11 protein-coding genes are annotated in these 12986 nt (G+C 61.6%); 4 read left to right on the top strand and 7 right to left on the bottom strand.

Annotated features, from left to right (window positions below):
• The 6 genes from BM403_RS08160 to BM403_RS08135 form a co-directional block, all read right to left on the bottom strand.
• The gene (locus BM403_RS08160) at positions 1–852 is read right to left on the bottom strand and encodes a symmetrical bis(5'-nucleosyl)-tetraphosphatase (protein ID WP_015886177.1); all 852 of its coding nucleotides are present in this window, start codon (positions 850–852) and stop codon (positions 1–3) included.
• A complete protein-coding gene (apaG, locus tag BM403_RS08155) occupies positions 852–1232 on the bottom strand; it encodes a Co2+/Mg2+ efflux protein ApaG (protein WP_015886176.1) in 381 nt (126 codons plus the stop codon). The genes BM403_RS08160 and apaG overlap by 1 nt, the downstream gene beginning before the upstream one ends.
• Before the next feature lie 106 nt (positions 1233–1338).
• Positions 1339–2151, bottom strand: coding sequence for a 16S rRNA (adenine(1518)-N(6)/adenine(1519)-N(6))-dimethyltransferase RsmA (rsmA, locus tag BM403_RS08150; RefSeq protein WP_015886175.1), 813 nt, complete (start codon positions 2149–2151; stop codon positions 1339–1341).
• Positions 2148–3137, bottom strand: coding sequence for a 4-hydroxythreonine-4-phosphate dehydrogenase PdxA (gene pdxA / locus BM403_RS08145; protein WP_046035017.1), 990 nt, complete (start codon positions 3135–3137; stop codon positions 2148–2150). Before pdxA ends, rsmA begins: the two co-directional genes overlap by 4 nt.
• Positions 3134–4474 (bottom strand): peptidylprolyl isomerase, encoded by a 1341-nt coding sequence (locus tag BM403_RS08140; protein ID WP_043205983.1) that lies wholly within the window; start codon positions 4472–4474, stop codon positions 3134–3136. The genes pdxA and BM403_RS08140 overlap by 4 nt, the downstream gene beginning before the upstream one ends.
• Positions 4449–7259, bottom strand: coding sequence for an LPS-assembly protein LptD (locus BM403_RS08135; RefSeq protein ID WP_015886172.1), 2811 nt, complete (start codon positions 7257–7259; stop codon positions 4449–4451). The genes BM403_RS08140 and BM403_RS08135 overlap by 26 nt, the downstream gene beginning before the upstream one ends.
• 130 nt (positions 7260–7389) lie before the next feature.
• Between BM403_RS08135 and BM403_RS08130 the strand changes: the two genes are divergently transcribed.
• From BM403_RS08130 to BM403_RS08120, 3 genes are read left to right on the top strand one after another with little or no spacing between them, the layout of a single operon-like run.
• On the top strand, positions 7390–8415 hold the full coding sequence (locus BM403_RS08130) for an aminoglycoside phosphotransferase family protein (protein WP_093542400.1): 1026 nt from the start codon (positions 7390–7392) through the stop codon (positions 8413–8415).
• Complete coding sequence (gene murU / locus BM403_RS08125; protein WP_015886170.1) at positions 8412–9086, top strand: N-acetylmuramate alpha-1-phosphate uridylyltransferase MurU; 675 nt, start codon at positions 8412–8414, stop codon at positions 9084–9086. The genes BM403_RS08130 and murU overlap by 4 nt, the downstream gene beginning before the upstream one ends.
• A 1-nt stretch (position 9087) precedes the next feature.
• Positions 9088–9855 carry a TerB family tellurite resistance protein gene (locus BM403_RS08120; protein ID WP_064054222.1) on the top strand — a complete coding sequence of 256 codons (768 nt, stop codon included), beginning with the start codon at positions 9088–9090 and terminating at the stop codon, positions 9853–9855.
• 82 nt (positions 9856–9937) lie between these two features.
• Here BM403_RS08120 and BM403_RS08115 read toward each other — a convergent pair whose 3' ends face one another.
• Positions 9938–10912 carry an alpha/beta hydrolase family protein gene (locus BM403_RS08115; protein ID WP_093542398.1) on the bottom strand — a complete coding sequence of 325 codons (975 nt, stop codon included), beginning with the start codon at positions 10910–10912 and terminating at the stop codon, positions 9938–9940.
• A gap of 77 nt (positions 10913–10989) precedes the next feature.
• Between BM403_RS08115 and BM403_RS08110 the strand changes: the two genes are divergently transcribed.
• On the top strand, positions 10990–12984 hold the full coding sequence (locus BM403_RS08110) for a PAS domain-containing sensor histidine kinase (RefSeq protein ID WP_015886167.1): 1995 nt from the start codon (positions 10990–10992) through the stop codon (positions 12982–12984).
• Positions 12985–12986 lie beyond the last annotated feature (2 nt).

Raw genomic sequence — 12986 nt, 5'->3', positions numbered from 1 at the left:
CTATGGCTTGGCCGTAGCCGGCAGTGTAACGGGAAGGGGAGATTCGCACTGGCAGCTATAACGCTCGCCGGTGTCGATATTCATCAGGGTCATGGCGCCGCCCCACACGCAACCGGTGTCGAGGGCGAAGACGCCGGGCTCATCGCACTTGCCTTCAAGCGCTGCCCAATGACCAAAAACGATCTTGGTGTCACGGGTCTTGCGCTCTTTGTGAGCAAACCACGGTTTGTAACCCGGCAGCGCGGTGTCGGCGCCTTCTTTGCTCTTGAGGTCCAGTTTGCCTTCAGCGGTGCAGAAGCGCATGCGGGTGAAATAGTTGGTGATCACTCGTAGGCGGGCGACGCCGGTCAGGTCGTTGTCCCACTTGACGGGATCGTTGCCGTACATGCCGTCGAGATAGGCGGTATACAGGGTGTCATCGGCCAGTGCGCTTTCGACTTCAGCGGCACACTTGAGGGCTTTCTTCAGTGTCCACTGGGGCGGGATGCCAGCATGGACCAGGGCCATGTTGCGGCCTTGGTCGTAATGCATGATTTTTTGCCGGCGCAGCCAGTCGAGCAACTCGGCGCGATCCGGCGCTTCGAGGATTTCCCGCAGGGTGTCGCCCTTTTTCAGGCGCTCGATCGTGTTGCTGGCCGCCAGCAGGTGCAGGTCGTGGTTGCCCAGCACGCACACCAGGGAGTCACGCAGGCTATATAAGTAGCGCAGGGTCTCCAGGGACTCAGGGCCCCGGTTGACCACATCACCCACCAGCCACAGTCGATCCTTTGCCGGGTCGAAGGCTACGCGATCAAGCAGGCACTTGAGGGGCTCCAGACAACCTTGCAGGTCGCCGACCGCATAGGTCGCCATCAGTGCAGGGCTCCCGGCACCGCGAGGCGGAAGGGCGCAATGATGGCGTCGAACAATTTACCGTCAGTGGCTTTCATCTGATACGAACCCTGCATGGTGCCGACCTTGGAGGTCATCACCGTGCCGCTGCTGTAGGTGTGGCTGGCGCCTATGTCGATCAGCGGCTGCTGGCCTACCACGCCCGCGCCGCGCACTTCTTCGACCTGGCCGTCACCGTCGGTGATGACCCAGTGGCGTGACAGCAACTTGGCCGGCACCAGCCCGTTGTTTTTCACCGTGATGGTGTAGGCAAAGGCGAAGCGGTTCTGTTCAGGTTGCGATTGGTCCGCGAGGAAGCGGGTGACGACGCTGACGTCGATCTGGTAGCGAGGATCGGACATGCAAGAGGCCTTAAAAGCAAAAGCGGAGGACAGCAGATGCGGGTCAGTCTAGGCCAAGAAGCGGGCACTAGGCCAGACATGCTGTCCGGCCCAGGCACTACAGGCTTCAGTCCGCAGTGGGCGCAGGCTGGATGGCAAGCTGGTCGGCCAAGCGCACGAATGCGGCCAGGTCCAACTGCTCGGGCCGCAGGCTGCCATCGACGCCGGCGGCTTCGATTTCGGCCTGGCTCAACAGCGCCTTGAGCGTGTTGCGCAGGGTTTTGCGGCGCTGGTTGAAGGCTTCACGCACCACGCGCTCAAGCAATTTGTGATCCTTGGCCGGATGCGGCAGCACGGCGTGTGGCACCAGGCGCACGATGGCCGAGTCGACCTTCGGCGGCGGGTTGAACGCACCGGGGCCGACGTTGAACAGGTGTTCGACGCGGCAGTGGTACTGGACCATGATCGACAGCCGACCCCAATCACCACCCCCCGGCCCGGCAGCCAGGCGTTCCACCACTTCCTTTTGCAGCATGAAGTGCATGTCGCGGATGATCCCGGCGTTGTTCAGCAGGTGGAAAATCAGCGGCGTGGAGATGTTGTACGGCAGGTTACCTACCACCCGCAGGCTGTTGGGCGCTGCGTTGAGGGTATTGAAGTCGAACTTCAGTGCATCCCCCTGATGCAGGTTGAAGTTGGGCATGCCGGCGAACTGCTGGTTGAGGATCGGGATCAGGTCCTTGTCCAGTTCCACCACGTCCAGTTGGCCGCCGCTGGCCAGCAGGCCCTGGGTCAATGCGCCCTGGCCCGGGCCGATTTCCAGCAGGCGGTCTTCGGGCTTGGCATGGATCGAGCGCAGGATGCGGTCGATCACGCCGGCGTCGTGCAGGAAGTTTTGCCCGAAGCGCTTACGCGCCCGGTGTTGGTAATGCTCAGTCATATACGGGTCTCGGCCATCTGATAGGCGGTTTCCAGGGCCACGTGCAGGCTGCCGGTATCGATCTTGCCGCTGCCCGCCAGGTCCAGGGCAGTGCCATGGTCGACGGAGGTACGGATGATCGGCAGGCCCAGTGTCACGTTGACGGCGGCGCCGAAGCCTTTGTATTTAAGCACCGGCAGCCCCTGGTCGTGGTACATCGCCAGCACTGCGTCGCAGTGCTCCAGATATTTGGGGGTAAACAGAGTGTCCGCTGGCAGTGGGCCGCGCAGGTCCATGCCTTCTTGGCGCAGACGCTCCAGGGTGGGTTCGATGATGTCGATTTCTTCATGGCCCAAGTGGCCGCCTTCACCGGCGTGGGGGTTAAGCCCACAGACCAGGATGCGCGGTTGGGCGATGCCGAATTTCTGTTGCAGGTCGGCGTGCAGGATGCGTGTCACGCGCTCCAGTCGCTCGACGGTGATGGCATCGGCAATCTCACGCAGCGGCAGGTGCGTGGTCACCAGGGCGACCCGCAGGCCGCGTGTGGCCAGCATCATCACGACTTGAGCGGTGTGGGTCAGTTCGGCGAGGAACTCGGTGTGGCCGGAAAAGGCGATGCCGGATTCGTTGATCACGCCCTTGTGCACCGGGGCCGTGATCATACCGGCGAAATCGCCATCGATGCAGCCTTGCCCTGCGCGCGTCAGGGTTTCCAGCACGAACGCCGCGTTGGCCTTGTCCAGTTGCCCGGCAACCACCTTGGCCTGTAGCGGGGTGTCCCACACATACAAGCTACCGGCGGGGGCGGGCAAGTCGGGCCAGTTGCCTGGCGCCACGTCCAGCAAAGTGACAGCCACACCCAGCTGCGCGGCCCGCTCAAGGAGCAGGTCGCGGCTGGTAATAGCAATCAGGGGGTGTGGCTGAGGTTGCGAGGCGAGCAGCAGGCACAGGTCAGGACCAATGCCGGCCGGCTCGCCGGGTGTCACCGCGAAACGCTGGGGTTTCACTGAGCTGCCTGGTCGGTGCCTGTTTGCGGGGCGCCTGGCAGCTTGTTTTCCACGTAGGCTTCGTCACGGATCTGACGCAGCCAGGTTTGCAGCTCTTCGTCGTACTTGCGGTTACGCAGTACGTTCAACGCTTGTTGCTCGCGGGCTTGGTTGGTGTTGTCGGTGGCGCGACGGCCAAGGACTTCCAGCACATGCCAGCCATATTGGGTCTTGAACGGCTTGGACAGTACGCCTTGCGGAGTATCGGCCATCACCTGCTGGAACTCAGGCACCAGGGCCTTCGGGTCGATCCAGTTCAAATCGCCGCCGTTGAGGGCGGAACCTGGGTCTTCCGAGAAGCTTTTGGCCAAGGTGGCGAAGTCTTCACCGCTTTCGATGCGGTCATAGATCTTCTGGGCCAGTTCCTTGGTTTGGGCTTCGGTACGGATTTCACTCGGTTTGACCAGGATGTGGCGAACATGTACCTCATCCTTGAGCGAGGTTTCACCGCCGCGTTTTTCCAGGAGCTTGAGGATGATGAAGCCACCCGGCGTACGCGCAGGCTGGGTGATACCACCCACTTCCATGGCGCTCAGTTCACGGTCGAACGGAGGTGGCAGTTGAGCGGCTTTACGCCAGCCCATGTCACCGCCTTCGAGGGCGTTGTCGCTGCCGGACTGGGCAATGGCCATCTGGGCAAAATCAGCACCGGCCTTGAGGCGATCATAGATAGCCTGGGTCTTGGCGGCGGCTGCATTGAGCTGCTCGGAGTTGGCGCTGTCCGGGGTTGGGATCAGGATATTGGCCAAGTGCAGTTCTTCGGAAAGCTGCATTTTGCCCAAGTCGGACGCCAGGAAGTTCTTCACTTCCTGCTCGGACACCTGAACCCGCTCGGCGACACGGCGCTGACGCACACGGCTGATGATCATTTCACGGCGGATCTGGTCACGGGCGTCCTCATAGGACAAACCGTCGTGGGCCAGGGCTGCACGGAACTGGTCAATGCTCATGTTGTTGCGCTGGGCAATAGTGCCCACGGCCTGGTTCAGTTCTTCGTCCGAAATACGGATGCCGGAACGATCACCGATCTGCAGTTGCAGGTTTTCGACGATCAGGCGTTCCAGTACCTGTTGGTCCAGGACGCTGGTAGGTGGCACGCCACCGCCACGCTTGGCGATGGTTTGCTGGACTTCCTTGACGCGTTGGTCCAGTTGGCTCTGCATGATCACGTCGTTATCGACGATGGCCACGACCTTGTCCAGTTGTTGAACCGCAGCGTGAGCCGATGCGGTCCCCAGGAGCAGTGCGCCCAGCACTAGCGGGCGCAGACAATCAGAAAGCTTGGTCTTCACGTTCACGATAACCTTCAATGCCTTTGTCGAGGAAGCTCTCTACCTTGGCGCCGGTCAGGCCGCCGAGTCCTTTGAGGACGATCTGGAAGAAGAGCCCGTGGTCACCCTTTTCGTTAAGCGGGGCGATCTGGCTGTATTCGTCGTTGGAAACCCAGTAACGGTTGATGACGCGCAGTTTCCAGCAGCAGTTGTCGTACTCGAAACCACCGAAGGCTTCCAGGGTACGGTTGCGGGCGTAGTCATACTGCCAGCGGGTGATCAGGTTCCACTGAGGAATGATCGGCCACATCATCGAGAAGTCGTGTTGTTGGATTTTGTAGTAATCCTTCACGAAGTTCGGATCGCCTGGCTGCCCGTAGTCACCACCGAACTGCCATTTGCCGGTCAGCTGGTTGTAGACCACCTGGTCGTTACGATAACGGTAACCGACGTTGATGATCTTGTTCGGGTTGTCTTCCGGCTGGTAGTGAAGCATCGCGCTGCCGGAACGAGGACTGTGTTCCTCGGTGTCCCAGTTGTAATCAGCGGTGGCGCGCCAGTCGCGGTTGAAGCGGAACTCGTAGTCCAGGGCGACTGGTGATACATCCGAGTTTGCATCGGCACGGTCGGAAGCCAGGATGCCCGGCAGTTGGACTTCACGATCCTTGAAGTACAGCGCCTGGCCCACGGAGACGCGCTGACGCTCGAAGCCGTTGTCTTCGATCCAGCGGCTGGTCAAGCCCAGGGACAGCTTGTTCTCGTCACCGATCCGGTCAGCGCCGCTGAAGCGGTTGTCGCGGAACAGCGAGGCGTAGCTGAACGAGTATTCGCTGGTGTCGAAGACCGGGATATCAGCCTGGTCCTTGTTCGGTACGTAGAGGTAGAACGCACGCGGCTCAAGGGTCTGGCGATAATCTTTGCCGAACCAGTTGGTGTTGCGATCAAAGTACAGGCCGCTGTCGACACTCGCCACCGGAACCGCACGGTCCTGGGAGCTCTTGAACGTGCCACCCGCGTAAGGGTTGGCGGCGGTTGCTGCAGCTTGGTCAGCAATAATCTGGTTCTTGCCGGTGCTGTCCAGGTCCAGGTCGTACTTGGTGTAGACGTACTTGAGCTTCGGCGTCACAAAGCCATAGGTCCAGTTCATCGGATATTCAACAGCTGGAGCTACGTTGAGTCGAGTACCGTTTGCACGGGTCAGGCCTCTGACGTAGGTGTCCAGGCGAGGCGACACGAGGCCGTCCTGATCGGTAAAGGTACCGTTCTCCAGACTGCGCTCAAAGCGAACAGCTTCAGTCTCGTAGGTAAAGTCCAGCCCGCCCGGATGATACGGGAGCGCACCATTGAAGGTGATTTGCGGCAACCGGTCATACGGTGTGATCTGGGAGATCGTCGCCAACTGGTAAGCCTGGACGTTCAGGCGCGCCTGGTAAGAGTCGCCCCGGTAGGTCACGGAACCCTGTTGATTAAGGGCATCCCGGCTTTCAACGCCTTCCTGGAACGACTTCAGATCCTGGAAGTAGTAAGGATCGCTGATCCGGGTGTAGTCGACCTGGGTCAGTACACGCGAATCCAGCCCACCCTTGTGTTGCCAGTTGAGCATGTAGCGGGTTTTTTCGTAATCGGTCTGCTTGCTGCGCTCGTCGTTATCGTCGTTCAGGTACGCGCCGCCGAACTGGCCTTCGCTGGACTTGGTGAGGTAGCGGAATTCGCCTTCCATCAACAAACCGCGCTTGGTCATGTATTGCGGGTACAACGTGGCGTCGTAGTTTGGCGCCAGGTTGAAGTAGTACGGCGTAACCAGGGTGAAGCCGGTTTCGCTGCCGGTGCTGAAGCTTGGCGGCAGGAAGCCGGATTGACGACGGTCGTCGATCGGGAAGTAGATGTAAGGGGTATAGAGGATCGGGATGTTCTTGATCCGCAACGTCGCGTTGGTGGCCGTACCGAAACCGGTGGCCGGGTTCAACGTGATGTTGTTGCCCTTGAGCTGCCAGGCGTTGCTGTCTGGCTCGCACGTTGTGTACGTACCGTCCTTGAGACGGATGATCGCGTTCTCGGCACGCTTGGCGTACAGCGCGTTACCGCGGATACGCGACTTGTGCAGCACGTATTCGGCGTTGTCGATCTGGGCCGCGCCGGTATCGAGTTGCACTTCGGCGTGGTCGCCCACGATCAGTGCGCCGTTGTCGCGCAGACGGACTTTGCCGTTCAGTTCGCCACGGTTCTCGGCCTGGTACAGGCTGGCTTCTTCCGATTCCAGCTGCATGCTGCCTTGGCGCATGACGACGTCACCGGCCAGGGTCGCGACCTGTTGTTCCTGCTCGTAACGCGAGGCCTTGGCGCCGATGAAGGTGGGCGCATCGCTCTTGTTCGTCTTGTCGTTCATGCCAGGACGAGTCGGCTCGATGTACGCACCGCCGCAGTAAGGGCCTGTTTCGGCCAGTTGCGCTGCGGTCAGCTTGTCGCGCGGTACCCAGTCCAAGTGGCTGTAGTCGGCGCTGCGCGAGCGCAGGCCACGGCCCTTGGATTCGGTGACCAGTGCGGTCTGCGGCACGGCCTCGGCTTTGCCGCCGGCATCGGCTTGCGCCGTGCTGTTGGCGGAGCTGATGGCTGCGCCATCATGCACCGGGCGTGGTGGCAACGGGGCTGCGGCGGTTTTCGGCGCGCAATCCCAGGCACCCGAAGCAGAGACTGAGCAGTCATACTGTTCCGCGGCGACCACGAATGAGGTGGCGAAGGGTTGCAGGGCCAGCAGACTGCCGGTTACCAGCAACGGAAATTTTCTACGAAACGCGGGGGATTTCAATGCCATCTTATTAGTCCGGGCTTCCTGCGTGCCATCTGCCCGCGGTTTGGGCCGCACGCCTCTCGATGGTCTGAAAAAGATGCGTGATAATAAAGCATGCCCCGCTTGACGGCTAGCGCCGTCGGAGACCCTTGTAATGCCCGAGCACGATCTACGTTTACAACAGCTGGAAGTCTGGCTGGATGAGCAGTTGCCGATCCTTTTCAACGCTCAAGGCTGGGGTGCCGTACCCCCGGCCACATTGACCGCGGCCAGCAGCGACGCGAGTTTCAGGCGCTATTTCCGTTGGGAAGGCGGTGGCCGGACATTCGTGGTGATGGACGCCCCACCCCCCCAGGAAAACTGCAAACCTTTCGTCGATATCGCGCATTTGTTAGCGAAGTCGGGAATAAATGTGCCAAAAATTTATGCAGAAGATTTGCCGCGAGGCTTTCTTTTGCTCAATGACCTGGGCACAAAAACCTATTTGGAAGTGATTGACGAGCAGAATGCCGATCAATTGTTTGCCGATGCCATCGACGCCTTGCTGGCTTTTCAGCAATTACCGATGGACGCGCCACTGCCCAGCTATGACGTAGCCTTGCTGCACCGCGAGCTCGAATTGTTTCCCGAGTGGTACGTGCGCCGGCATCTGGGTATCGAACTCGATACGCAGCAGCAAGCGCTTTGGCAGCGTGTCAGCGATCACCTGATCGACAGCGCCCTGGCCCAGCCAAAGGTGCTGGTACACCGCGACTACATGCCGCGCAACCTGATGATCAGCGAACCGAACCCTGGCGTGCTGGACTTCCAGGATGCGGTCTACGGGCCTGTCACCTATGACATCACTTGCCTGTTCAAAGATGCCTTCCTCAGTTGGCCCAAGGCCCGCGTGCGGGATTGGCAGCGCGGTTACTGGCAGCGTGCCGGGCAATTGGGCATTCCGGTGCAGGCGGATGTCGAAGAATTCCTGCGTGCCAGCGACTTGATGGGCGTGCAGCGTCACCTCAAGGTCATCGGCATTTTTGCGCGCATCTGTCATCGCGACGGCAAGCCACGCTACCTGGCCGACGTACCGCGCTTCTTTGCTTATATAGAAACGGTACTGGCGGACCGTCCGGAACTGAGCGAACTGGGTGAACTGCTGGCCAGCCTGCGTCAACCCGCCGAGGCGAGCGTATGAAGGCCATGATCCTGGCCGCCGGCAAAGGCGAGCGGATGCGTCCGCTGACCTTGCACACGCCCAAGCCGCTGGTGCAGGCCGGCGGCAAGCGCTTGATCGAGTATCACTTGGAGGCGCTGGCCAAGGCCGGCTTCACCGAGATCGTGATCAACCATGCCTGGCTCGGCCAGCAGATCGAAAGCTATCTGGGGGACGGCGCGCAGTTTGGCTTGCGCATCCGTTATTCGCCTGAGGGCGAGCCGCTGGAAACCGGCGGCGGGATTTTCCAGGCACTGCCGTTACTGGGGGATGAGCCCTTCCTGGTGGTCAATGGCGATATCTGGACCGATTACAACTTCGCCCGGCTCAAGCAACCGCTCAAGGGCTTGGCTCACCTGGTGATGGTCGATAACCCGGCGCATCACCCCTCGGGCGGTGATTTCTACCTTGATCAGGGTTTGCTTCATGATGCCGCGCCCGGTGCCGATAACCTGACCTTCAGTGGCATTTCCGTACTCGACCCCAAGCTGTTCGCGGGTTGCAGCGCGGGTGCCTTCAAGCTGGCGCCGCTTTTGCGGGCAGCCATGGCCAAAGGTCTGGTAACGGGGGAACACATGGCAGGACGCTGGATTGATGTCGGCACGCTGGAGCGCCTGGCGCAAGTCGAAACCCTGCTGGCAGCGGGGCAGTAACATGCTGTGGCCAGGGACGCTGATCGGCGCCGGGGCTGGCTTTGCGATTGCCAGTATTCCGGGGGCTTTGTTGGGTGCGCTGTTGGGGCAGGCGCTGGACCGCCGTCTGCAACTGCACAGCTGGGCGCAGTTGCGCGAGCGCCTGGGCGGGCGCCCGGTGTTGCGCAATGACGAGTTGTTGTTTGTGTTGCTGGGGCGTCTGGCCAAGAGCAATGGGCGAGTGGTGGATGGACATATCCAGCAGGCGCGCCAGGAAATGCGTGGGCTGGACATGAGCGACTCAGCGCAACGCCGTGCGATTGCGGCGTTTAATCGCGGCAAGTCCGGCGCCGACCGGGTGCGCAGCTATCTGCGTGTGCTCAAGGCTCAACCCCATGCGGCAGAAGGGGTATTGCGTGCGTGCTGGCGCATGGCCTGGGCGGACGGCAAGGCCGGTGACGCCGAGCGTGACCTGATTGATCAATGGGGCAAGTGGCTGGGCTGGACGCCGCAACAACTCCAGGCATTGGCGGGTGACTACACGCCGGAGCGCAAACCGTTGGTGAGTCGGGGCGGCACCTATCAGGATGCGTTGCGCTTGCTGGGTGTGACGGCGACCACCGAACCGTCGGCGATCAAGCGTGCCTATCGCCGACTGCTCAGCCGCCATCATCCGGACAAGATTGCCGGTACCGGCGCGAGTCCTGCGCAAGTGCGTGAGGCCACGGAGCGCACTCGGGAATTGCACAATGCCTACACGTTGATCCGCGAGCGCCGGGATTTCCGTTAACGATCGGGAAGTGGCAATCCAATCCACATGTGGGAGCAAGCCCCCTCCCACATTGGATCCAGGGTGGTGTTGAAGCCGGTGATCAGTCTGAAGTCGCCTGCGGGCTCAACCAGCCACGAACCCTGCGATACAACTGTTCCTGCTCTGCAGCACTGTTGCCGGGCAGGGTCTTCAGCGACACCTGTTTATAACCCTCATTCTTCAAGCGCTTGGCCGCCTGGGCACGTGCCAGAGCGTTTTTGCGTGATTGGGCGTCGTCTTGATAGAAGACATCGGCGGTCGGCAGTTTCAGGCCGGGCGCCAGTTGCTGCACATCCGGATGGCGCCCGGTGGGCGTCTGCGCCGCGACCATGACGAGCCTCTGCACCTGGGACGGTTGCTTCTCGCTCACATAACGTGCGGCCCACCACGCGCCGGTGCCGTGGCCGAGCAGCACGACGCTGCGTGCGCTCTGGGTCTGGGCGAAGGCCACGGCGGCATCGATGCGGTCGAAGATGCGCGAGGCGTCAGTCTTGTCTTGCTCGTCTGCGCCAGGCACCACCGAAGGGTCGGTGCCTTCGGCCTCGGCGCTGGCGGCCTGCTCGATGGGTTTGTCGGCGGTGCTCGCTTCTTTACTGCTGGTGTCGACGGTGGCCTTGGGCGCTTCCATGACGCGCGGCGGCAGGGTATCTACGCTCACGTCCGGCAATGACAGGCTGAGACTGCCCCAATTGGCATCCGGCAATTTATGCCGCAACGGGCTGATTGCTTGCGGCCAGTCAGCATTTTCGCCGGCGCCGGGTACGATAATCACCACGCCTTCGGGCTCGGCGCTGTTGGCCGGTTTCCACAGCGCGAGAAAGGTATCGCTGCCGGCCTGCAATTGTTGCTGTTCCTGTTGCGGGATTTTACGTTCCAGGGCGCTGGCTTCTTCCTTGCTGCGCTCGGGCAAGGGCTGGCGTTCGACGGGTTTTTCGGCGGCAGGCTCAGGCGCGTCAGCGGCCTGTACAGAAAAGGCACTGGTAATAAGCAGCGACAGGCACAATGCTGGCAGTGCCGAACGGTGGAGAAAGGGCATCGTTAATTCCCGGCCAGAAGTGATTCCAGCAGCCTAATGGGTTGGTCAGTATTTGTCAGTGATGTGAGACGTGGATCATGGGTTTTCGCTGTCTGCTGGTTATCGGCTGCTTGTGCCTTGCCTTGATGGCAAATGCCGCCCCTGCGCCCGCCGCACCCCAGGCGCAGCTCACTGTGCAACAACGCGAATGGCTGGCCCAGCACCCGGAGCTGCGGGTGGGCCTGGTGTTGCAGGCGCCTTACGCGCAATACGATCGGCGTTTGCAGCGGTTGTCCGGGGCGAATGTCGAGTTGATGCAGTGGCTGGCCAAGGCGCTGGGCATCGAGCTGACCTGGCGCAACTTCCCCAGCCAGGAGCAACTGGAAGCGGCCGTACGCGAGGGCGAAGTGGACATCGCCCCTGGCCTGCAGCAAACCCCGGCCGGTTTGCGCCTGTGGTTGTTCTCCGATCCCTACATGCGTGTGCCGCAGCACATCGTCGGCATCCGGGAGGGCGGCGGCGCGGTGGAGTTGGAAAAACTCGATGACCAATCCCGCGTCGCCGTGCGCATGCCCAGCGCCGTGGCCGATTACCTGCGCAGTACCTATCCGAGCCTGAACCTGCAAGGCGTGCCCATGGAGCGCCAGGCCCTGCAATTGCTGGTCAGCCAGCAAGCGCGCTACGCCGTGGTGGATGAGGCGCAACTTAGCCGTTTGTCCGGCGAGGCGGAGTTCGCCGGGCTGGCGGTCGTGGGCGATATCGGCCTGCCGCAATTGCTGCGGGTGGCTACGCGTCGGGAATGGCCGGAGCTGGCCGGCATCATGGAAAGCGCCTTGCGCGCCATCCCCGCCCGCGACCTGGACCAACTGCACAGCCGCTGGCTGCAGCCCAAGTACCCACGGCTGACGGAGTCACCGGGCCTGTGGCAAAACGTCAGCCTGTTGCTGGGCCTGCTCCTGCTTGCCAGCCTGGCGGTGGTGTTCTGGCAGCGTCGCCAGCAGCGCGTGTTGGAGCACGGCTTACTGGCTGCCCGCGAAGAGAGCGAGGCCCGCGCAGCCGGCGCCGAAGCACTACGGCTGACGCAATTCTCCATCGATCAAAGCACGGTCGGTATCCTTTGGGTCAACTGGGACAGCCATGTGCGCTACGCCAACCGTGCGGCCGAAAACATGCTTGGCTACGGCCCCGGTGCGTTGATCGAGCGGCCGCTGATCGACCTCGACCCCACCTTGGATATGGACCGCTGGCTCAACCTGTGGAAGCGCGCGCGGGCCAGCGAAGAGGGCCCACAGAACTTTGCCACCGATTGCCGGCGTGCAGATGGCAGCATCCTGCCGACCAACGTGTCCTTGAGCTTTCTGCGCTTTGCCGAGGCCGAATACTTGGTGGTCTACCTCAACGACGTCACCGAGTTGCGCCGAACGCTGGCGGCCTTGCTGCAAAGTGAAGCGCAACTGCGCGAGCTGTCCGCCCACCTGGAAACCGTGCGCGAAGAAGAAAAAGCCCGTATTGCCCGTGAGGTGCACGACGAACTCGGGCAAATGCTCACCGTGCTCAAGCTCGAAACTTCCATGTGCGAGCTGGCCTATGCGCAACTCGACCCCGGTTTGCACGAGCGTTTGAACAGCATGAAACGCCTGATCGCCCAGCTGTTCCAGCTGGTGCGGGATGTGGCGACGGCACTGCGCCCGCCGATTCTGGATGCCGGCATTGCCTCGGCCATCGAATGGCAGGCGCGACGCTTTGAAGCGCGCACACACATTCCTTGCCTGGTGCAGGTGCCGGATAACCTGCCGGCGCTGAGCGATGCCAAGGCGATCGGCCTGTTTCGCATCCTGCAGGAAGCGCTGACCAATGTGATGCGCCACGCCCAGGCGCATACTGTCGAGCTGACCCTGGCGGTGGAAGGGACGGATTTACGGCTGACCATCAGCGACGATGGCGTCGGTTTCATCCAGGCCCAGGGCCGACCGGTATCATTCGGCCTGGTGGGCATGCGTGAGCGGGTGCTGATCATGGGCGGGCAACTGCGCCTGGACAGCGAACGGGGGGAGGGCACCACCCTGAGTGTGACGGTGCCGTTGGATGCATAACA

Origin of the sequence: Pseudomonas sp. OV546 (assembly GCF_900116845.1) — a bacterium.
Taxonomy (GTDB): Bacteria; Pseudomonadota; Gammaproteobacteria; order Pseudomonadales; family Pseudomonadaceae; genus Aquipseudomonas; species Aquipseudomonas petroselini.
The sequence above is the reverse complement of the archived record's forward strand: the minus strand, read 5'-3'. Positions and strand labels throughout refer to the sequence as shown.